Raw genomic sequence first — 21,081 nt, 5'->3', positions numbered from 1 at the left:
CCCTTGAATTCCAAGGCTTGCGGCGTTCATCCTGTGCAACATCAGACAGTACACACCGAAAACCGATTCGCTGTGGCGATGGCAGAGCAGATATGGAACAGCAATCCAACGCCTTGAGAGTGATGGTGATCGACGATTCGAAGACGATCCGCCGCACCGCCGAGACCCTGTTGAAGAACGTGGGGTGCGATGTCATCACGGCCATCGACGGTTTTGATGCCCTGGCCCGGATTGTTGATCATCACCCGCACATTATTTTTGTCGACATCATGATGCCGCGCCTGGATGGCTATCAGACTTGCGCGCTGGTGAAGAACAACCCGGCGTTCAAGTCGATCCCGGTGATCATGTTGTCCTCCAAGGACGGCCTGTTCGACAAGGCCAAGGGCCGTACCGTGGGTGTCGATCAGTTTTTGACCAAGCCTTTCAGCAAGGAAGAACTGCTGGGCGTGATCAAGGCCTACGTGCCTGCCTTCGCCGCAGTAGAACAAGCACACTGACGCCGCCTCACAAGGGCCGGTGTCCACCTATGTAGTGGGGAAAACCATGGCACGTGTTCTGATCGTCGACGATTCGCCGACCGAAATGTACAAACTCACCGGCATGCTGGAAAAGCACGGCCACCAGGTCCTCAAGGCTGAGAACGGTGCGGACGGCGTGGCCCTGGCCCGCCAGGAAAAACCCGACGCCGTGCTGATGGACATCGTGATGCCGGGCCTCAATGGCTTCCAGGCCACGCGCCAGCTGTCCAAGGAGCCGGAAACCAACGGCATCCCGATCATCATCATCACCACCAAGGACCAGGAAACCGACAAGATCTGGGGGGCACGCCAGGGCGCCAAGGACTACCTGACCAAGCCGGTCGATGAAGAAACGCTGATCGCCACCCTGAACAAGGTGCTGGCCGGCTGACGGTACGCGATCATGACCGAGTCGCAAACCGCCTTTGAGCTGTTGCTGGACATCGACCGCCGCTGCCGCCTGTTGGCCGCCGACCTGCCGTCCCAGGAAACCCGCCTGCAACGTTGGAGCGGCATTGGTTTTCGCCTGGGGCAGCACTGGTATGTGGCGCCCATGGGTGAAGTCGCCGAAGTCCTGCATGAGCCGCGTTGCACTTTAATGCCCGGGGTCAAGGCCTGGGTCAAGGGCGTGGCTAATCTGCGTGGGCGCTTGTTGCCGGTGATGGACCTGGGTGGTTTCCTCAGCCTTGAACTGTCCAAGGCGCGTAAACAGCGGCGGGTGTTGGTGGTGGAATGTAACGACCTGTTTGTCGGGCTGCTGGTGGACGAGGTGGTGGGGATGCAGCATTTTGCACAAGACGCGTGGCTGGCGAACGCCGCACCCGACGCACCGTATATCCAAGGCTGGTTCGACGGCGACCAGCGGTGGCAGGTCTTCAGCCCCTTCGCCCTGGCCCTGGCCCCAGGTTTCATGGATGTTGCCGCATGACCACCGCCACCACGTCCAAACCCCAGGCCGGCTCGCGCAGCCGCTCGCAGATCATCGTGCTGTTTATCGCACTGATCGTGTTCATCATGTTGCTGTTCGCCAACTTTGCGTACCTCAACACCCAGTCGACCTATGACAAACAGTACATCGGCCACGCCGGTGAATTGCGCGTGCTGTCCCAGCGCATCGCCAAAAACGCCACCGAAGCTGCCGCCGGCAAGGCGGCTGCGTTCAAGCTGTTGGGCGAGGCGCGCAACGATTTCGCCCAGCGCTGGGGCTACCTGAAAAAAGGCGACCCACAAACCGGGCTGCCCGCCGCGCCCAGTGCGGTACGCGCCGAAATGCGCGCCGTACAGACCGACTGGGAGGCGCTGCTGAAAAATACCGATGCGATTCTTGCCAGCGAGCAGACCGTGCTGTCGTTGCATCAAGTTGCCGCGACGCTGGCCGAGACTGTGCCGCAATTGCAGATCGAGTCGGAAAAGGTCGTCGACATCCTGCTGCAACGTGGCGCCCCGGCCAGCCAAGTGGCGTTGGCCCAGCGCCAGTCACTGCTGGCTGAACGTATCCTGGGTGCGGTGAACACCGTGCTCGCCGGCGACGAAACCGCCGCGCAGGCCGCCGACGCCTTTGGCCGCGATGCCAACCGATTTGGGCTGGTGCTCAACGGCATGCTCCAGGGCAACCCCGGCCTGCGCATCACCCAGGTCGAAGACCGCGACGCCCGCGCGCGGCTGGCGGAAATTGCCGAGCTGTTTGAGTTTGTCTCCGGCTCCGTGGATGAAATTCTTGAGACCTCACCGCAACTGTTCCAAGTGCGCGCATCGGCGAGCAACATCTTCAACTTGTCGCAAACCCTGCTCGATGAAGCCTCACACCTGGCCACCGGGTTTGAAAATCTTGCCGATGGGCGCAGCTTGGACACCATCGGTGGCTACGTGCTCGGCTTGCTGGCGCTGACCTCGATTATCCTGATCGGCCTGGTGATGGTGCGTGAGACCAACCGCCAACTGCATGAAACTGCCGAGAAGAACGAGCGCAACCAGAACGCGATCATGCGTCTGCTGGATGAAATCGAAGACTTGGCCGACGGCGATCTCACCGTGACCGCGTCGGTGACCGAAGACTTCACCGGTACCATCGCCGACTCCATCAACTATTCCGTGGATCAGCTGCGCGACCTCGTCGCCACCATCAACCTCACCGCCGGGCAAGTCGCCGGAGCGGTGCAGGATACCCAGGCCACCGCCATGCACCTGGCCCAGGCGTCGGAGCATCAGGCCCAGCAGATCGCCGAAGCCTCCACCGCGATCAACCAGATGGCCCAGTCCATCGATCAGGTCTCGGCCAACGCCGCCGAATCTTCGGCAGTGGCAGAGCGTTCGGTGGAAATTGCCAACAAAGGCAACGAGGTGGTGCACAACACCATCCACGGCATGGACAACATTCGCGAGCAGATCCAGGACACCGCCAAGCGCATCAAACGCTTGGGCGAGTCGTCCCAGGAGATTGGCGACATCGTCAGCCTGATCGACGACATTGCCGACCAAACCAACATCCTCGCCCTCAATGCCGCAATCCAGGCGAGCATGGCTGGGGATGCAGGGCGCGGCTTTGCCGTGGTGGCGGATGAAGTTCAGCGCCTGGCCGAACGTTCGTCGGCCGCGACCCGGCAGATCGAAACCCTGGTGCGCGCGATCCAGGCCGACACCAACGAAGCGGTGATCTCCATGGAGCAGACCACCACCGAAGTGGTGCGCGGCGCGCGGCTGGCGCAAGACGCCGGGGTGGCGCTGGAAGAAATCGAAGGCGTGTCGAAGACCCTGGCAGCGCTGATCCAGAGCATATCCAACGCGGCGCAGCAACAGACCTCGTCGGCGGGGCAGATTTCCCTGACGATGAATGTGATTCAGCAGATCACTACGCAGACCTCGTCGGGCTCCACGGCCACGGCCGAAAGTATCGGTAACCTGGCAAAAATGGCCAGCCAGTTGCGCCGGTCGGTGTCGGGTTTCACCCTCCCGGCCCCCAAGCAGGTCGACGATTGAAATGCCGTCAAAATCTGGGAGCGGGCTTGCCCGCTCCCAGATTAGGTATCCATTGGTTTTGAGATATCTGCAAGACAAGCAACCCACGAATTCTAAGCGGAGCAGTTATGGTTGATCGGCACGACTACGTGGCGCTCGAATGGGTCAAGGGCGACATTGCCGAAACCCTGAAACAGGCCCGTTCGGCGCTGGACGCGTATGTCGAAACCACTGACGGCGACGCAATAAGCGAGTGCCTGGCTGGCATCCACCAGGTGCATGGCGCGTTGCTAATGGTCGAGTTCTACGGCGCCGCGCTGCTGGCCGAGGAAATCGAAGCACTTGCCTTGGCCCTGCAAGCCGGGCGCGTCAGCCAGCGCGATGAAAGCATCCGCCTGCTGCAACAGGCCCTCAACCAATTGCCGCTGTATCTGGAGCGTGTACACAGCGCCCGACGCGATCTGCCGCTGGTGGTGTTGCCGCTGCTCAACGACCTGCGCAGCGCACGCGGCGAAAGCCTGCTGTCGGAGACCAGCCTGTTCAGCCCGCAACTGCTGTCGATTGCGCCGCTGCCCGACGAAGCGCTGGCGCAACGCGCGACGCCTGACCTGAAAGAGCAACTGCGCCAGTGGCACTTACTGCTGCAACACGCCTTGGCGGGTTTGTTGCGCGAAGACCACGGCCCAAGCAACCTGGAAGACATGGCGCGAGTGTTCGCGCGTCTTGAAGCGTTGTGCCAGGGCGCGCCGCTGTTGCCGCTGTGGCAAGTCACCTCGGCATTGGTCGAAGGGATGCTCACCGGTGTGATCGCCAACAGCCCGGCCCTGCGCAGCTTGCTCAAGGCCAGCGACAAACAGCTCAAACGCCTGCTGGCCCAGGGTATCGGTGGGATCAACCAGCCGGCGCCGGATGAATTACTCAAGAGCTTGCTGTTCTATGTCGCCAAGGTCACCCGACCGACGCCGCGCATGCAAAGCCTCAAGGAACGCTACGGTTTGGATGAGGCCTTGCCTGACAGCGCGGTGGTCGACGCCGAGCGCGCCCGCCTGGCCGGTCCGGATCGCAATGCGATGGGCTCGGTACTCGGCGCGTTGTGTGAGGAGTTGGTACGGGTAAAAGAGCGCCTCGACTTGTTCGTACGCAGCGACCGCCAGCACACCAATGACTTGGATGCGCTGCTCGCGCCGCTGCGGCAGATCGCCGACACCTTGGCCGTGCTGGGCTTTGGCCAACCGCGCAAAGTCATCATCGACCAGCTTGCGGTGGTGCTGAGCCTGGCTCAAGGTCAACGCGACCCCAACGATGCCGTATTGATGGACGTTGCCGGCGCGTTGCTCTACGTCGAAGCCACGCTGGCCGGCATGGTCGGTACCGTCGAGCCGGAAAGCCGCGAAGAAAGCCGCCTGCCCACCACCGACCTGACCCAGATCCACCAACTGGTGATCCGCGAATCCTGCCAGTGCCTCAAGCAAGCCAAGGAACTGGTGATCGACTGCATCGAAGCCGATTGGGACCGCCAGCGCCTTGAGTCCCTGCCGGAACTGCTGAGTCAGGTGCGCGGCGCCCTTGCGATGATCCCGCTGCCCCGCGCGGCGAGCCTGATGCGCGGATGCACCGATTACGTCGACGAGCAATTGATGGACACCGATGCGCCGCCGTCCGAGATGCAGCTTGCGCATTTTGCTGACGTGATCAGCAGCCTGGAGTACTACCTCGAACGTATGCTCCAAGACCCGGACGCCGGCGGCGAACGGGTGCTGGAACTGGCCACCCAAGGCCTGGCCGCACTGGGTTATCTGCCCGCCGAGAAGCCCTGGCGCCAAGCCTTGGCTGCACCGGATGGGGCACTTTCGGGTGAGATCACGCCGAGTCAGTCCCAGTTCGATGCACTGGCCAGTCCAGCGTCGCGCCTGAACCCGCCGGCCCTGCAACGCCCCGGCAGCCTGTTGCCGCCACCGGCCGATGAAGAACCCATCGACGATGAGCTGCGCGAAGTCTTCCTCGAAGAAACCGACGAAGTCCTCGAGGCGCTGCACCGCTCTCTGCCCAACAGCACCAACAAAACCGCCCAGGGCGAAATGCGCCGTGCTTTCCATACCCTCAAAGGCAGTGGCCGCATGGTGCGCGCCCTGGTCTTGGCCGAGCTGGCCTGGGCCGTGGAAAACTTGCTCAACCGCGTGCTGGAACGCAGTGTTGTCCTGGGCCCCAAGGTGCAACAGGTGCTGGATGAAGCGGTGGCCCTGCTGCCGGAGCTGATCGCCGACTTCGCCACCGACGACCAACGCCAGCGCGATGAAGTCGACGCCCTGGCTGCACGTGCCCACGCCTTGGCCAGCGGTACGCAAGCGCCGGTCGCAGAGTCCCACGACCCGATGTTGCTGGAGATCTTCCGCAACGAAGCCCAAAGTCATCTGGACAGCCTCAACCACTTCCTGCAACAGGCTGCCGAGCATGTGCCGCTGCAAGTCAGCGATGAGCTGCAACGCGCCTTGCACACCCTTAAGGGCAGCGCCTACATGGCTGGCGTGTTGCCCATCGCCGAACTGGCGCGCCCCCTCGACCACCTGACCCGCGAATATAAAGCTCACCGCCTGCCGCTGGACCTGGACGAAGTGGAGTTATTGCTGGAGGCCGAAGACCTGTTCCAACGCGGGCTGCGTGATTTGAACAGTGATCCCCTGGCGCCTATCAAAGGCGCAGAGGCCCTGATCAGCCGCACCCAACGCCTGCTGGATCACCAGCTCGAAGCACTGCTCGACGCGCCGAGTACCGGCCTGCACATCAAGCGTGACACGCAATTGATCGCCAACTTTCTGGCCCAGGGCATGGACATCCTGCTCGACGCCGAAAGCCTGCTGCGCCGCTGGCAACAACACCCCGGCGAGCGCCAGGAGCTCACCGCGCTGCTGGACGAATTGACCACGTTGGGAGAGGGCGCTCACGTTGCCGACCTGCACGCCATCGACGAACTCTGCGAAGCCCTGCTCGACCTGTATGGCGCCGTGGAAGAGAGCAGTCTGGCCGTCAGTGAGCGGTTTTTCCACGAGGCTGAGCAAGCCCACGAAGCGCTGATCAGCATGCTCGACCAATTGGCCGCCGGCCAGGAAGTCAGCCCGGCGCCGGCACGGGTCCTCGCCCTGCGCGGTCTGCTGGACGACGCCCTCGATCCGTCCGCCACCGGCCTGATCAAAAGCGACGGCAGCCGCACGCTGAGCATTTCCGAGCTGGGCGCCGCCACACAGCAGTTGGAGCATGAAACGGCGATAGACGACGAGATTGTCGAAATATTCCTCGAAGAAGCCGTGGACATCCTCGACAGCGCCGGGCAGTCGCTCAAACGCTGGTTGCTGGCGCCCGACAGCGCCGCACCGTTGTCGTCGTTGCAGCGTGATTTGCACACCCTCAAGGGCGGTGCGCGCATGGCCGAAATCGGGCCCGTGGGCGACTTGGCCACTGAGTTGGAATGCCTGTACGAAGGGCTGGTGGACCGCCGCTACAGTTACTCCACCGAGCTGTCCCTGTTGCTGATGGCCAGTCATGAGCGGCTGGCCTTGCAGCTTGAAGAACTGCAACAGCACCAACCCCTGAGCGATGCCAATGAGCTGATCGCCGCGTTACGTGAATTCCGCCAGAACAGCACGCCTTCGGCTCCGGCCGAGGCGCCCCAAGCGTCGGGCGCTGATCCTGAATTACTGGATATTTTCCTCGAAGAAGCCGCCGACATTCTCGACAGCTCAGGCAGCGCATTGCTGCGCTGGCAGGCCGAGCCCGGCAATCGACAGGAAGTGGAAACCCTGCTGCGCGACTTGCACACCCTCAAGGGCGGTGCGCGCATGGTCGAAATTGCGCCCATTGGCGATTTGGCCCACGAGCTGGAATTTCTCTACGAAGGCCTGTCCGCCGGCTTGATCGCGCCCTCTGCGGAGCTGTTCGCGTTGCTGCAAGGTTGCCATGACCGCCTGGCGCAGATGATCGACGCTGTGGCGGATGGCCTGCCTGTAGGCTCGGTGGACAAACTCATTGAGCGCATCAAAAGCCTGTTGCACCCAAGCGTAGAGCCGGTAACGCCAGTGGCGTTGCCAGTCGGCAAGACGGAAGCAGTCGTCGACCCGGCTGCCGACATGGTGAAAATCTCCGCCGAGCTGCTCGACGACCTGGTCAATCTGGCCGGTGAAACCTCGATCTTCCGTGGCCGAATCGAGCAGCAAGTCAACGACGCACGCATCGCCCTGACGGAAGTGGAAACCACCATCGAACGCATGCGCGACCAACTGCGCCGTCTCGACACCGAAACCCAGGGCCGCATCCTCAGCCGCCAACAGGCCGAGGCCGAACGCCTGGGCTACGAAGAATTCGACCCGCTGGAAATGGACCGCCACTCGCAGTTGCAGCAGCTGTCCCGTGCGCTGTCCGAATCCGCCTCCGACCTGCTGGACCTTAAGGACACCCTTGAGCGCCGCAACGAGGATGCGCACGACCTGTTGCAGCAACAGGCACGCATTAACACCGAGTTGCAAGAAGGCCTGATGCGCACGCGCATGGTGCCGTTCGAACGCATGCTGCCGCGCCTCAAGCGCATCGTGCGCCAGGTAGCGGGCGAGTTGGGCAAAGACGTGGAGTTCAACGTCGGCAATGCCGAGGGCGAGATGGACCGCAACGTGCTGGAGCGCATGGCGGCGCCGCTGGAACACATGCTGCGCAACGCCGTCGACCATGGCCTGGAATCCCGCGATGTACGGCTGCTGGCCGGTAAGCCGGAAAAGGGGCGCATCACCCTGGACCTGACCCATGAAGGCGGCGACATTGTCTTCGACATGCGTGACGACGGTGCCGGTGTGCCGCTGGAAGCGGTGCGGCGCAAGGCGATCAAGCGTGGCTTGCTCGACCCCAATCAAGAGATCAGCGACCGCGACGTGTTGCAGTTCATCCTGCAACCTGGGTTCTCCACGGCGGAGAAGATCACCCAGATTTCCGGACGCGGCGTGGGCATGGACGTGGTGCATGAGGAGGTGCGTCAGTTAGGTGGCTCAATGTTCATTGACTCGACGCCGGGCGAGGGTGTGCATTTCCGCATTCGCTTGCCATTTACCGTGTCGGTCAACCGTGCGCTGATGGTGCAGTGTGCGGACGATCAATACGCGATTCCGCTCAACACCATCGAAGGCCTGGTGCGCGTGCTGCCGCATGAGTTGGCCGGGCACTATCAGCAGGATCCGCCGTGTTATGAGTACGCCGGCCAGCGCCACGAGCTGTTCTATCTCGGTGACTTGTTGCAGACCGTCAGCCGCCCGAAACTGCTGGGCCAGTACCAGCCCGTGCCGGTGCTGTTGGTGCAGTGCAATGAGCGGCGCGTTGCCATCCATGTGGACGCCATGGCCGGTACGCGGGAAATCGTGGTCAAGGGCCTGGGCCCGCAGTTTGCGGGTGTGCAGGGCTTGTCCGGCGCGACGATTCTGGGCGATGGGCGTGTGGTACTGATCATCGACTTGCTGGCACCTATCCGCGCCCGCCAGCCCGCGTTGCCGGCTCAAGCGGCTGATGTGCCGCTGATTCTCAACGATCCCCTGAAAAAGCGCCCGCTGCTGGTGTTGGTGGTGGACGATTCGGTCACCGTGCGCAAAGTCACCAGTCGCCTGCTGGAGCGCAACGGCATGAACGTGCTCACCGCCAAAGACGGCATCGACGCGCTCGCTGTGCTTGAAGAACACACCCCGGACCTGATGCTGCTCGACATCGAAATGCCGCGCATGGACGGCTTCGAAGTGGCGACCCAGGTGCGCGCCGACCCGCGGCTGATGCGCCTGCCGATCATCATGATCACCTCGCGCACCGGCCAGAAACACCGCGACCGCGCCATGGCCATTGGCGTGAATGACTACCTCGGCAAGCCGTATCAAGAGTCGGTGCTGCTGGAAAGCATCGCCTATTGGAGCAAGTCCCATGCTTGACCACCGCACCCGCCAACTCACCGGCCTGTTGCTGCCCCTGGCCGATCGTCACCTGGTGCTACCCAACGTCGCCATCGCCGAGTTGATCGACTTCCAACGCGGCGAACCGGCCAGCGATGCGCCGCCGTGGTATCTGCGGCAAGTGACGTGGCGCGATCGGCAAATCCCGTTGATCAGCTTTGAAGCGGTGTGCGGCGAAGCGAGTGTGACCGGCGCACGCTCGCGGATCGTGGTGCTGAATGCGTTGGGTGGGCGGCCGACGTTGAAGTTTATTGCGCTGGTGATCCAGGGCATTCCAAGGTCGTACAAGCTCGACAGCGAATTGAGCTACGTGGATGTGCCGCTGTGCCCGCTGGAGCTGGCGGCGGTGCAAGTGGGGGAGCATGTGGCGAAGGTGCCGGACCTCATGGGGTTGGAAGCCTTGCTGGTCGAATCCGGATTGGCCTGAGCACTATTCTCCAATTCAACGAGACCAACTGTGTGTGGCTTGCCTGCGATAGCGGGGTGTCACTCACGCATAAGCCAACTGACCCACCGCCATCGCAGGCAAGCCAGCTCCCACGCTGAGCACAATCCGCGCAAACCGCTCAATCACTGGCTGCTCCCGATGCTCGGCCTGCCATAAGTCATAGGCACTTTGCATCGACAACCATTACTGGGCGATATGTCGGAATAGGATGGAGTTACTGTAGGCGAGTTCTGAGTTTGGAATAGGCGGGTTTTCAGGCCGCAGTGGAGTGGCTAGTTTCTGCACTCCTCACTGCCAGCAAGGATTCGCAAATGGCCGTACCGTTAATGCCGCCGGGTGTTTCACTTCTCGAAAATATGGCGACAGCCAAGTGCAAGGGCACTCATCTCCAGTCAGGCTCCGCATTCGCTTATTCCTGGTTTTACTCACAGGTCAGGGCTGCCGGCCCATGGAACTACAAGAAGCGAGGGCGTCAGTACGAAGCTTTTGGTAACTTCAATTACGGTGCTACAGGCACGGTGCTGGGCATTCCCGAGCATGTTCTGTTACGGGCAGCAGGTGTCGCTCAAACATTCGCAAAAACCACCAAGCCGGAATTTGGCTCATGGTGGGGCGGTGACCCTTTTGGCGATGATCCTCGAGATCAATATTGGATAAGGAGAGGTATCGAGTATGCAATTTCTCAGGGCTACTAAGAGCCTCTTGCCGGTCCTGCGCAACTGCCTGCTGGTGGCCTGCCTGATTTATATCGGGGGCAATTGGATCATGTCATCCGGTACCCCGGATTTGGACGAAGTGGTTTTGAAACACGCCTTAGGCAACGGCAGCTCAATTTATGGAGCACGTGACGGTCAGGGCGGCGCGACAGTGGGGTTTTCCTACAGGTACTACGTTTATAAGGACTTAGGTAGTGATCGGGAAATACTGACAGCGCTGGTTTCGGCACATCCCTTTTTGAAAACCAAAGAGCCTGATGTCCAAGTGACTCGGGTGGATGGCGTCATCCACCTCATTGTCCGTGGGGAGGTTTATGAGTACCGCAGCTATCCGCTTGAAGGTTTGGGGGCTGTGAGCATCGACATGAAGTTGTAGGCCGGCCGGCTTCGGATTTTTCCCGCAAGATTTTGGGCAGTGCATGAACTTGTCGCGTGCAGCCAGCGCGCCTAGTCTTCGTCCCGTCATCGCAAAAAACGGTGACACGGACGTGCAAGTCCGACGAAACTGTTTAGGCGTACAAACGCCCAGCCAACCAACGGGCGTTGTTTGTGCTCGCTGCTTTATGGCGGCTGCGCGCAGGAGGTCTTCGGACCTGCTGGGTGTCCTAAACAGGCCCGGTCTTGCACACCTGCGCACGGTCGCCACCCTCATTCGCGTGCAAGCGAACGGTGGCGCTCCTTACTCACTGTTTAGGAGATTCATCATGGTCAAACCTACCCCCAATCCGCCCCTTTTCACCGTAACGCCCCACCAAGACACCGAAACCCTGCTGGTTAACGCCAGCGAGACCCTGTCCTCCCTGAGCGCACTCACCTGCAACTTGGCCTTCGACCTGGACACCTCCCAGCGCGCAATCATGCTCGGAATCCAGCAAATGGCAGCGTTGGGGCAGTTGTTGGTTGATAGAGCGTTGGAGCACGTCAGCCCATCGCCGGAATCTTAAAGCGGTCTCAAATAGGGACTGATCGTTAACAAGCGCCACCGAGCAAATGGAATGCCGGGAACAGTTTTGTGCAGCGGGTCGTGCAGCAGGACAAGATCAATCTGATTGGGGGCAACCCATTGGAACCCACGGATGGACAGCAAGGCAAACCTGGAGAATCTGCAACGTAGCGGCGGCTTGAAGGCTGAGCCGCCGGATCGCAAAGAGTGTGATGGGCTGATGCGCTCAGCCAGGGATCGGTTAAGGGGCGCGAGTAATCCACAGTTATCGTTCGCCAGCCGTTTCGAGTTTGCGTACAACGCCGCCTACGCTATTGCGCTCCCGGCTTTGCGACTCCAAGGGAGGTCCCAGAAATTTGGCAGGCGATCAAATTGACCCGTCTGATGTTTTGAAGGGCCGAGCGGTCCTTTGGAAGAGGTTCTGATTAAAGTGGGGCGATAGTTGGAAGGCTTTTTTATTCAATCTGGCTGTAAAGAATTCGGACGGCCTGCCGACAAGAAGTGAACTCTTCTCAGTAGGGACAATGAAGGATCTATGTATTTCATTAATGAATTTCTTGAGGCTTTCAAGGCGCTTTTCAATAGTTCAAAATTTACGTTGACGTTAGTCGTGTGGGGGGCTGTGATCGTATGTACTTGTGCAGTAACAATGAGTGATGTGAGCTCATCACGGAGAAAGCTCTGGAGCTTTGTCATCTCTGCAATAGGTGCAGTGGGTATTATGTTGCACCTTGAAAGTTTTGAGGGCCTTAATGCCGCTGAAACCTCAACTAGACTAGTAATGACCAACTTTGTCGTCATGACTCTTGGTGGGCTTGGTGCCGGTCTTCTCGGGCTTGCCATAACCGCTGAACCGGATAAGAAAGATGCCGAAAACTTTCGGCACGCATTGTTTGGTGTTTTGGAGCGGATATACATATATTTAGTGATTTCATCTGTCATGGTATTCGCGCTTTGCCATATGTCGAGTATTTTTGAGTCGGTTTATGTCACGGATCATCAACTCAATGGCCTGCAGGTTGTTATAGCAAGTGCGGTTGCCGGTTGCTTGCTTAGTGTATATCGCTTTGAAAGTGCTCGTTGGGACGAGATAGTCGGTATTTTTCTTTTCTTGTTTTTACTTGTTGTGTTGGCGATTTACGCCAATGCCCTGACAGCTATATGGGGCCAAGCCAAAGGCTGGTTGCTTGGGTTAAATGTACTGTTAGCTTTTTTTGTGATGATGCTATCGAGGCATTATCGGAATAAAACATACTAATTGCTTAGCAGTCAGGTCTCGCAGTCTATTTAGCGGCTCGTCACAACCGTTGGAACCATTACTTTAACCGTAATGGTTCATCTTTATGCTTGATTGATCCCTCCTCGTTCCACTCCTAAGGTAAGCCCACGACAGCAAATCCGTGGAGCGACCATGACAACAACAAAAACCCCCGACTCGCGCTGGACGCGGCGGCGCGACGAGAAGCAGCGGCGGCTCGGGCTGGTCAAAAAGTACGCAGACGGGGCCGTGCTGCCCAGCGACAAGATCGTGGAGGCGCTCGAAGCGCTGATCCTCCCCGGCGACCGCGTCGTGCTGGAAGGCAACAACCAAAAGCAAGCCGACTTCCTCTCGCGCTCCCTGGCCAAGGCCGATCCCGCCAAACTCCACGATTTGCACATGATCATGCCCAGTGTCGGCCGTTCCGAGCACCTGGACCTGTTTGAAAAGGGTATCGCGCGCAAGCTCGATTTCTCCTTCGCCGGCACCCAATCCCTGCGCATCAGCCAGTTGCTGGAAGACGGCTTGCTGGAAATCGGCGCGATCCACACTTACATCGAACTCTACGCACGGCTGGTGGTGGACCTGATCCCCAACGTGGTGCTCTCCGCCGGTTTCATGGCCGACCGCGCCGGCAATATCTACACGGGCGCCAGCACCGAAGACACCCCGGCGTTGATTGAACCCGCTGCCTTTAGCGATGGCATTGTCATCGTGCAGGTCAACCAGTTGGTCGACGACGTCACCGACTTGCCCCGTGTCGATATCCCGGCGAGCTGGGTGGATTTTGTGGTGGTGGCCGACAAACCCTTCTACATCGAGCCTTTGTTCACCCGCGACCCGCGCCATATCAAGCCGGTCCACGTACTGATGGCGATGATGGCGATCCGCGGCATCTACGAAAAACACAATGTGCAGTCGCTCAACCATGGCATCGGCTTCAACACCGCCGCCATCGAATTGATCTTGCCCACCTACGGCGAATCACTCGGCCTGAAGGGCAAGATCTGCCGCAACTGGACCCTCAACCCGCACCCAACCCTGATCCCCGCCATCGAAAGCGGCTGGGTAGAAAGCGTGCATTGCTTCGGCACCGAACTGGGCATGGAGAACTACATCGCCGCACGGCCAGACATTTTCTTCACTGGCCGCGACGGCTCGATGCGCTCCAACCGGATGTTCTGCCAGTTGGCGGGCCAGTACGCGGTGGACCTGTTTATCGGCGCCACCCTGCAAGTCGACGGTGACGGCCATTCCTCTACCGTGACCCGTGGCCGTCTCGCCGGTTTTGGTGGCGCGCCGAACATGGGCCACGACCCGCGCGGCCGTCGCCATGGCACGCCAGCCTGGCTCGATATGCGCCACGGCGACGCCCCCGAAGCTTTGCTCGAACGTGGCAAAAAGCTTGTCGTGCAAATGGTCGAGACCTTTCAGGAAGGCGGTAAACCGACCTTCGTCGACACCCTCGACGCGGTGGAAGTGGCGCGCAAAAGCCGCATGCCGCTGGCACCGATCATGATCTACGGCGACGACGTGACTCACCTGCTCACCGAAGAAGGCATCGCCTACCTGTACAAGGCACGATCCCTTGAGGAGCGCCAGGCGATGATCGCCGCCGTCGCCGGGGTGACCGCCATTGGCATGCGCCACAACCCCAAGGACACCGCACGCATGCGCCGCGAAGGCTTGATCGCCTTGCCCGAAGACTTAGGCATCCGTCGCACCGACGCCACCCGCGAGTTGCTGGCCGCCAAAAGCGTGGCTGACTTGGTGGAGTGGTCCGGTGGCCTGTACAACCCGCCCGCCAAGTTCAGGAGCTGGTAAATGCGCGCCCTCAAACTGCATGAACTGAGCCTGGCTGAACGCCTGGCGGATATGGCCGTCGATGCGCTGATCGATGAGGCTGACTTGTCGCCAAAACCTGCGTTGGTCGACCGGCGTGGCAACGGTGCCCACAGCGATTTGCACTTGGGCCTGATGCACGCCTCGGCGCTGTCGCTGTGGCCGATGTTCAAGGAAATGGCGCAAGCGGCTATCGAATTCGGTGAGGTCGGTTTGCCCCTGCGCGAAGCGCTCGGGCGCATTGGCCGTGAAGGGGAGCTGGCGATGCTCGCTACCACCGACGGCGTGAATACCCATCGTGGTGCGATCTGGGCCCTTGGCTTGCTGACCGCAGCGGCAGCCCTGCAACCACGCTCCATAACGCTGACCGCAGCCAGATTAGCCTTGCTCAACGACCGCTTCGCGCCCCAGCCCATGAGCCACGGCGCCCAGGTTGCCCAACGCTACGGCGCCCGCGGCGCCCGCGAGGAAGCGCAACTTGGATTCCCCTCCGTGATGCAACGTGGCCTGCCGCAACTGCGCAAAAGCCGCCAGCAAAATACCGGCGAACAGAACGCTCGCCTGGATGCCTTGCTCGCGATCATGACTGACCTGGCCGACACCTGTGTGCTCTACCGCGCGGGTGTCGAGGGGCTGAACGCCATGCAAAAAGGCGCCCATGCGGTGTTGGACGCGGGTGGCAGCGCAAGCCTCGCTGGGCGTCGCAGCTTGCACGAACTGGACAACCAGTTGCTGGCCCTGAATGCCTCCCCCGGTGGTGCTGCCGACCTGTTGGCCGCCTGCCTGTTTATCGATCGCCTCGACGGAGCGTTGTGATGGAAACCTTATCCTTTGAATTCCCCGCCGGGCAGCCGCCAAAAGGCCGCGCGCTGGTGGGTTGTGTCGGCTCGGGCGACCTGGAAGTGCTGCTGGAACCAGGCACGCCGGGCACGCTGACCATCCAGGTGCAGACCTCGGTGAATGGCGCCGAGCACCGCTGGCAGCATCTGTTCGAACGCATCTTTCAGGAGCAGACGCCACCGGCGTTGAAGATTGATATCCACGATTTCGGCGCGACCCCTGGCGTGGTGCGTTTGCGTCTGGAACAAGGCTTTGAGGAGGTGGGTCATGACTGACTTGCTCGCTAAACACAGCTTTGTTGAATTGGGTGCGCGGCAGCGGGCACAGGCGCTGCTGGATGCAGGTTCCTATCGTGAATTGATCGACCCGTTCCAGCGCGTTATGTCGCCGTGGCTCAGCCGTCAAGGCGTGGTGCCGCAAGCCGATGACGGCGTGGTGATCGCCAAGGGCAGCATCGCTGGCTTGCCGGTGGTGATCGCGGCGATTGAGGGCAATTTCCAGGGCGGCAGCCTGGGTGAAGTCGGCGGTGCAAAAATCGCCGGCGCTCTGGAGCTGGCGGCTGAAGACAATCGCAAGGGCATTCCCACCCGCGCAGTTCTGCTGCTGGAAACCGGTGGCGTGCGCTTGCAGGAGGCCAACCTGGGCCTGGCGGCGATCGCGGATATCCATGCAGCGATTGTCGATCTGCGCCAATACCAGCCGGTAATCGGCGTGGTGGCGGGCAGTGTCGGTTGCTTTGGCGGTATGTCGATTGCGGCCGGGCTGTGCAGTTACCTCGTTGTCACCCGTGAAGCGCGCCTGGGCCTGAATGGCCCGCAAGTGATCGAGCAGGAAGCCGGCCTGGAAGAATACGACTCCCGCGACCGGCCTTTCATCTGGAGCCTTACCGGCGGTGAGCAGCGCTTCAACAGCGGCCTGGCCGACCGTTATGTGGCAGACGATGTGGCGCAGATTCAGCAGACCGTCAGCGCACTGCTGCAACAAGGCCTGCCCGCCCGGCAACGCAGCCGTCAGGCCGACTATTACCTGGCGCGCCTGGCCGAATTGGATACCACGCCGCAAATCGAACCGGCGACGGTGCGCAAGCTGTATCAAGGAGAACGCTCATGAGAGGCTTGCAGTGGTTCAATGCATTGAGCGTCGGCGCGACGCCTGTTGCGGGTTTGCCGGATTCTCTGAAAGTGGCCGACGGCGTAGTGGGCGAACACGCCGTGCGATTTCTGGCCGTGGTCACCGACGAACACAATCGCTTCCCCCGCGCACGCAGTGGCGAAGTCGGGTTGCTGGAAGGTTGGGGTCTCGCTAAAGCGGTGGATGAAGCCATCGAGAAGGGCGACAAGCGCCCGCTGATCGCTATCGTCGATGTGCCGAGCCAAGCCTACGGCCGTCGCGAAGAAGCCCTCGGCATCCACCAGGCCCTGGCCGCCGCCGCCGACAGCTACGCCCGCGCCCGACTGGCCGGGCATCCGGTGATTGCGCTGCTGGTGGGCAAGGCGATGTCCGGAGCATTCCTCGCGCACGGCTATCAGGCCAACCGCCTGATCGCGCTGCGTGACCCTGGTGTGATGGTGCACGCCATGGGCAAGGCCTCGGCGGCGCGGGTGACCCTGCGCAGTGTCGAAGAACTGGAAGCCCTGGCCGCCAGCGTACCGCCGATGGCGTATGACATCGACAGTTATGCCAGCCTTGGTTTGTTGTGGGAGACCTTGTCGGTCAGCCAGATTGAACAGCCCACGTCGGACGACGTGGCGCGGGTCAGCGATTGCCTGGTGAGTGCGATCAAGGCTATCGGGGGGAGTGATTTGAGCGGGCGTCTCGGTGCAACCAATCGCGCTGCGTCCAGCCATGTTCGGCAACTGCTGCGGGAACAATGGTGAACGCGCACGACCTGCTCTGGGGCATGACCCCGGCGCACCTGCCCGCTGATGCACCGGCCTGGGCGGTGGAGGTGATCGGCGCCGGTCACCCGGTGGTGGTGCGTCGCGCCATTACCCAGCCGGGCCTGGTTGCAGTGGGTGTGCGCGGGCGTGTGCGTGAGCAGCGGCTTGCCGCCGAGATGCCCATCGCTGCGCTGCAGCGGCGCGTAGTTCCGGAAGCTTTGTGCGGCGTGGTGTCGACACGGAACTTGCCCGCATTGCGAGCACTTGCGTCGCTGCAGACGGTACTGGCGAACGAAACCTGGGGCGTCACTGGCAGCGCAGGCTTCGAACTGGCCACGGGTATTGAAGCGCTGCATGCCCTGAGCGACCTGGATTTGATTTTGCGCACGCCCGAGCCATTGGCGCGAGGTGATGCTGAGGATCTGCTGGCGATTCTCGACACTGCGGAGTGTGCCGTGGACCTGCAACTGCAAACCCCTTTCGGTGCAGTCGCCTTGCGCGAATGGGCGAGCGGGTCGCGCCGTGTGCTGCTCAAAACCGTCAGCGGTGCGCACCTCGTGCTTGATCCATGGCAGGCCGTGGCATGAGCAGCCTTCTCGTGTTCCCCGGCCAGGGCGCCCAACGCCCAGGCATGCTCCAGGCGTTGCCGGCCGCTGTGTTGGAGCAAGCCAGCGATGCCTTGGGTGAGGACGTTCGCGCCTTGGATTCGGCGCAAGCCCTGGCGAATACCCGCGCCGTTCAGCTTTGCCTGTTGATCGCTGGCGTGGCCTATGCGCGCCTGCTGCAACATACCCCGGATTATGTTGCGGGCCTGTCTATCGGTGCCTATCCGGCGGCGGTGATCGCAGGCGCGCTGGACTTCAGCGACGCAATCAAACTGGTCAGCCTGCGCGGTGAGCTGATGCAAAACGCTTATCCACAGGGCTACGGAATGACCGCCCTGATTGGCCCGGAGTTTTCCACAGTCGACCCTCTGTTGGCCGATATCCACAGCCCCGAAACCCCGGTGTACCTGGCCAATATCAACGCCGACAACCAAACCGTGATCGCTGGGAGCGACGACGCCATGAAGCAGGTCGCCAGCCGCATTAAAGGTAACGGCATCGCCAAACGCCTGGCCGTCAGTGTGCCGTCGCATTGCGCGTTGCTGGAGCAACCGGCCCGGGTACTGGCCGAGGCATTCGTTACGCTCAAGGCGCCACGCATCACCTACCTGAGCAGTACCCGCGCGCGGCCTATCCACAACCCGGAACAGCTACGCGATGACCTGGCCTTCAATATGTGCCGCGTCGTCGACTGGCGCGGCACCGTGCAAAGCGCCTATGAGCGCGGCGTACGCCTGCAGATCGAACTGCCCCCGGGCGCCGTGCTCACCGGCCTGTCGCGCCGTGTGTTTGAACAAGGCACGGTGATCGCCTATGAAGGCGCCCGCCTGGATACCTTGCAAGCCTTGCTGCAAGAGGAGGAACGCCGCCACCGATAAAGCACCACCCAAGGCTGTCGAAGCACAAAAACAACAATTTCGATTGAGCACTTTGAGGACAACAACAATGATTATTTACGGTGTGGCGTTTTTGGCGCTCTGTACGTTGGCCGGCCTGTTCGTCGGTGAGCTGCTGGGCAAATGGATGGGCATTCCGGCCAACGTCGGCGGGGTGGGTATCGCCATGTTGCTGTTGATCGGGCTGGGCAGTTACCTCGCCAAGCGCGGCTTGTTTACCGGTAAATCGGAGCAGGGCGTGAGCTTCTGGGCGGCCATTTATATCCCGATCGTGGTGGCCATGGCTGCCCAGCAAAACGTCTACGGTGCAATCAGTGGCGGCCCGATGGCGATTCTGGCTGGGGCACTCGCGGTGGTGCTGGGCTTTGCCCTGGTGCCAGTGCTGATGCGCATCGGCAACCGTGAGCCAAGCGCGGTTGTTCCCACCAAAGAAGCCGGGTGATTGCCATGTACGAATCGATGATGAAAGTGATCACTGGCTACGGCCTGATCAGTGGCTTTGCGGTAATCGGGCTGACCATGTGGGTCTCTTACTGGATCTGCGACACCTTCACCAAAGGCCGCCTGCACGGCTCGGCCATCGCTATTTTGTTGGGGCTGGTGCTGTCTTACGTGGGCGGTGCGTTTACCGGTGGCTCCAAGGGGGTGGTGGATATTCCGTTTTTGTCGGGTATCGGCCTGCTGGGCGGGGCGATGCTGCGCGACTTTGCCATTGTTGCCACGGCGTTTGGCGTGAGTGTCGATGAGCTGAAACGGGCAGGATACGTCGGTGTATTGGCGTTGTTCGTGGGCGTGGGCTCATCGTTCATCGCGGGCGTCGGGGTGGCCATGGCGTTTGGCTACACCGATGCCGTGAGCCTGACCACCATCGGCGCCGGCGCCGTGACGTACATTGTCGGCCCGGTGACCGGTGCGGCGATTGGCGCCAGTTCCGAAGTGATGGCACTGTCGATTGCCGCCGGGTTGATCAAGGCCATTCTGGTGATGGTGATGACGCCGTTCGTTGCCCCGCTTATCGGCCTGAATAATCCGCGCAGCGCGGTGATTTTCGGCGGGCTCATGGGCACCTCCAGCGGTGTGGCTGGCGGCTTGGCGGCAACCGACCCGAAACTGGTGCCTTACGGTTGCCTGACCGCGGCGTTTTATACCGCGTTGGGCTGTTTGTTGGGACCTTCGCTGTTGTTTCTGATCATGCGCGGGTTGGTGGGTTAGCGCCCCGATTGGCATACATCCGACACTCCGCCAACAGCGCGAGCAAGTTAGGGTCGCGCTCCTTGGCCTTCAAGAACACCACGCCAATCTGCTGCTGCAACCGATACCGTGGTTGCAGCGGTATCAGCTTCACGCGGTTCTCATACACCGCCGCAATCCGCCCCGGCAGCAGTGCATAACCCACCCCTGAACTGACCATGCTCAGCAGCGTAAAGATGTCATTCACTTGCATCGCCACCTTTGGCTCGAACCCCGCCTGCTTGAACACCCGGTTGCCGTCCTGATGGGTGGCAAAGCCCTGGGTGAGGGTGATGAACGTGGCGTCGCGGACGTCGGCCAGGTCAATTTCCTGCTCGCGGTCGAATGGTGATTCGGCGGGAGTGGCGAGGAAGATGTCGTCGGTAAACAGCGCGATCTGTTCGCAGTCGGGCTCGTTGGCGTGCTCATCCAGGGAGATGAGGATCGCGTCCACCTCCATGTTCTTGAGCTTGTAGAGCAGGTCGAAGTTGGAGCCCAGGATCAGGTCGATGTTGAGTTCGCTGCGACGGATTTTCAGGCCCATGATCAGCTGTGGCACGGTTTTCACCGTGAGCGAATACAGCGAGCCGAGCTTGAAGCGTTCGGCGGAGAAACCAGCGGCCTCGCGGGTCAGGCGCACACTGTCGACCACATCGGCCACCAGTTTCTGTGCACGCTCTTCCAGTACGTAGGCGCTTTCCAGCGGGGTGAGGTTGCGCCCTTCGTGTTTGAACAGCGGGCAGCGCAGCGCATTTTCCAGTGAGTGGATGGCGCGGTGCACGCTGACGTTACTGGTTTGCAGCTCGGCGGCGGCGCGGGCCAGGTTGCCGGTGCGCATGAACGCCAGGAAGATTTCGAGCTTTTTGAGGGTGAATTCTTCGTCGATCAGCATGGCCGTAGGCTCTTGTTCGAATGCCGACAATTGTGCCCGCAAAACCGCCCGGCGTCGCCGGAACGTCATAAGCCGCTTGCACTCTG

Annotated in this window: 21 protein-coding genes and 2 pseudogenes; 21 read left to right on the top strand and 2 right to left on the bottom strand. The window is 61.1% G+C overall.

The features are described 5' to 3' along the window. Positions 1 to 92: 92 nt before the first annotated feature. The 6 genes from pilG to AACY44_RS11820 all read left to right on the top strand — a co-directional run bounded on the left by pilG (position 93) and on the right by AACY44_RS11820 (position 9,872). Positions 93 to 500: a twitching motility response regulator PilG gene (pilG, locus tag AACY44_RS11845; RefSeq protein ID WP_339415266.1), complete on the top strand. Its 408-nt coding sequence runs from the start codon at positions 93 to 95 to the stop codon at positions 498 to 500. Positions 501 to 546: 46 nt separating this feature from the next. Next, a complete protein-coding gene (gene pilH / locus AACY44_RS11840) occupies positions 547 to 912 on the top strand; it encodes a twitching motility response regulator PilH (RefSeq protein WP_014720320.1) in 366 nt (121 codons plus the stop codon). A 12-nt stretch (positions 913 to 924) separates the two neighbouring features. Beyond that, positions 925 to 1,449: a chemotaxis protein CheW gene (locus AACY44_RS11835; protein ID WP_339415267.1), complete on the top strand. Its 525-nt coding sequence runs from the start codon at positions 925 to 927 to the stop codon at positions 1,447 to 1,449. Further along, entirely contained in the window at positions 1,446 to 3,497 is a 2,052-nt protein-coding gene (locus tag AACY44_RS11830; RefSeq protein WP_339436147.1) for a methyl-accepting chemotaxis protein, read from the top strand. Before AACY44_RS11835 ends, AACY44_RS11830 begins: the two co-directional genes overlap by 4 nt. A 107-nt stretch (positions 3,498 to 3,604) precedes the next feature. Next, complete coding sequence (locus AACY44_RS11825) at positions 3,605 to 9,424, top strand: Hpt domain-containing protein (RefSeq protein ID WP_339530314.1); 5,820 nt, start codon at positions 3,605 to 3,607, stop codon at positions 9,422 to 9,424. Beyond that, positions 9,417 to 9,872 (top strand): chemotaxis protein CheW, encoded by a 456-nt coding sequence (locus AACY44_RS11820; RefSeq protein ID WP_339415270.1) that lies wholly within the window; start codon positions 9,417 to 9,419, stop codon positions 9,870 to 9,872. The genes AACY44_RS11825 and AACY44_RS11820 overlap by 8 nt, the downstream gene beginning before the upstream one ends. A gap of 63 nt (positions 9,873 to 9,935) precedes the next feature. Here AACY44_RS11820 and AACY44_RS11815 read toward each other — a convergent pair whose 3' ends face one another. Beyond that, entirely contained in the window at positions 9,936 to 10,067 is a 132-nt protein-coding gene (locus AACY44_RS11815; protein ID WP_339530350.1) for a hypothetical protein, read from the bottom strand. Positions 10,068 to 10,204: 137 nt separating this feature from the next. On the opposite strand from AACY44_RS11815, the gene AACY44_RS11810 reads away from it, so the two are divergent. From AACY44_RS11810 to madM, 15 genes and pseudogenes are all read left to right on the top strand, one after another. Continuing rightward, positions 10,205 to 10,588 carry a polymorphic toxin type 44 domain-containing protein gene (locus AACY44_RS11810; RefSeq protein WP_339415271.1) on the top strand — a complete coding sequence of 128 codons (384 nt, stop codon included), beginning with the start codon at positions 10,205 to 10,207 and terminating at the stop codon, positions 10,586 to 10,588. Then, positions 10,566 to 10,985, top strand: a complete 420-nt coding sequence (locus AACY44_RS11805; RefSeq protein ID WP_339415272.1) for a hypothetical protein — start codon at positions 10,566 to 10,568, stop codon at positions 10,983 to 10,985. Before AACY44_RS11810 ends, AACY44_RS11805 begins: the two co-directional genes overlap by 23 nt. Positions 10,986 to 11,313: 328 nt before the next feature. Next, on the top strand, positions 11,314 to 11,553 hold the full coding sequence (locus tag AACY44_RS11800; RefSeq protein WP_339415273.1) for a DUF6124 family protein: 240 nt from the start codon (positions 11,314 to 11,316) through the stop codon (positions 11,551 to 11,553). A gap of 44 nt (positions 11,554 to 11,597) precedes the next feature. After that, positions 11,598 to 11,723 (top strand): annotated as a pseudogene (locus AACY44_RS11795) (transcriptional regulator); the annotation flags it as partial. Further along, positions 11,686 to 11,907, top strand: a pseudogene (locus AACY44_RS11790) (hypothetical protein); the annotation flags it as partial. The pseudogenes AACY44_RS11795 and AACY44_RS11790, both read left to right, overlap by 38 nt. 180 nt (positions 11,908 to 12,087) lie before the next feature. Continuing rightward, complete coding sequence (locus AACY44_RS11785; RefSeq protein WP_339530312.1) at positions 12,088 to 12,810, top strand: hypothetical protein; 723 nt, start codon at positions 12,088 to 12,090, stop codon at positions 12,808 to 12,810. Positions 12,811 to 12,963: 153 nt separating this feature from the next. After that, complete coding sequence (gene mdcA, locus AACY44_RS11780) at positions 12,964 to 14,634, top strand: malonate decarboxylase subunit alpha (RefSeq protein WP_339415275.1); 1,671 nt, start codon at positions 12,964 to 12,966, stop codon at positions 14,632 to 14,634. Further along, on the top strand, positions 14,635 to 15,468 hold the full coding sequence (locus tag AACY44_RS11775; RefSeq protein ID WP_339415276.1) for a triphosphoribosyl-dephospho-CoA synthase: 834 nt from the start codon (positions 14,635 to 14,637) through the stop codon (positions 15,466 to 15,468). It abuts the gene before it with no gap. Further along, a complete protein-coding gene (locus AACY44_RS11770; protein ID WP_339415277.1) occupies positions 15,468 to 15,767 on the top strand; it encodes a malonate decarboxylase subunit delta in 300 nt (99 codons plus the stop codon). Before AACY44_RS11775 ends, AACY44_RS11770 begins: the two co-directional genes overlap by 1 nt. Beyond that, positions 15,760 to 16,602, top strand: coding sequence for a biotin-independent malonate decarboxylase subunit beta (locus tag AACY44_RS11765; protein WP_339530310.1), 843 nt, complete (start codon positions 15,760 to 15,762; stop codon positions 16,600 to 16,602). The genes AACY44_RS11770 and AACY44_RS11765 overlap by 8 nt, the downstream gene beginning before the upstream one ends. Then, on the top strand, positions 16,599 to 17,369 hold the full coding sequence (mdcE, locus tag AACY44_RS11760) for a biotin-independent malonate decarboxylase subunit gamma (RefSeq protein ID WP_339415279.1): 771 nt from the start codon (positions 16,599 to 16,601) through the stop codon (positions 17,367 to 17,369). Before AACY44_RS11765 ends, mdcE begins: the two co-directional genes overlap by 4 nt. After that, positions 17,363 to 17,959: a malonate decarboxylase holo-ACP synthase gene (locus tag AACY44_RS11755; protein ID WP_339415280.1), complete on the top strand. Its 597-nt coding sequence runs from the start codon at positions 17,363 to 17,365 to the stop codon at positions 17,957 to 17,959. Before mdcE ends, AACY44_RS11755 begins: the two co-directional genes overlap by 7 nt. Further along, a complete protein-coding gene (gene mdcH, locus AACY44_RS11750) occupies positions 17,956 to 18,855 on the top strand; it encodes a malonate decarboxylase subunit epsilon (RefSeq protein ID WP_339415281.1) in 900 nt (299 codons plus the stop codon). Before AACY44_RS11755 ends, mdcH begins: the two co-directional genes overlap by 4 nt. A gap of 67 nt (positions 18,856 to 18,922) precedes the next feature. Next, positions 18,923 to 19,315, top strand: coding sequence for a malonate transporter subunit MadL (madL, locus tag AACY44_RS11745; RefSeq protein ID WP_339415282.1), 393 nt, complete (start codon positions 18,923 to 18,925; stop codon positions 19,313 to 19,315). Positions 19,316 to 19,320: 5 nt separating this feature from the next. Further along, positions 19,321 to 20,085, top strand: coding sequence for a malonate transporter subunit MadM (gene madM, locus AACY44_RS11740; protein WP_339415283.1), 765 nt, complete (start codon positions 19,321 to 19,323; stop codon positions 20,083 to 20,085). On the opposite strand, the gene AACY44_RS11735 is transcribed toward madM, so the two are convergent. Next, positions 20,063 to 20,995 carry a LysR family transcriptional regulator gene (locus AACY44_RS11735; protein ID WP_339415284.1) on the bottom strand — a complete coding sequence of 311 codons (933 nt, stop codon included), beginning with the start codon at positions 20,993 to 20,995 and terminating at the stop codon, positions 20,063 to 20,065. The two genes, madM and AACY44_RS11735, sit on opposite strands and share 23 nt — an antisense overlap. Positions 20,996 to 21,081: the final 86 nt, after the last annotated feature.

Origin of the sequence: Pseudomonas sp. RA_15y_Pfl1_P11, from assembly GCF_963970975.1 — a bacterium.
Lineage (GTDB): Bacteria > Pseudomonadota > Gammaproteobacteria > Pseudomonadales > Pseudomonadaceae > Aquipseudomonas > Aquipseudomonas tritici.
This window is presented reverse-complemented; position numbering and strand designations above follow the sequence as displayed.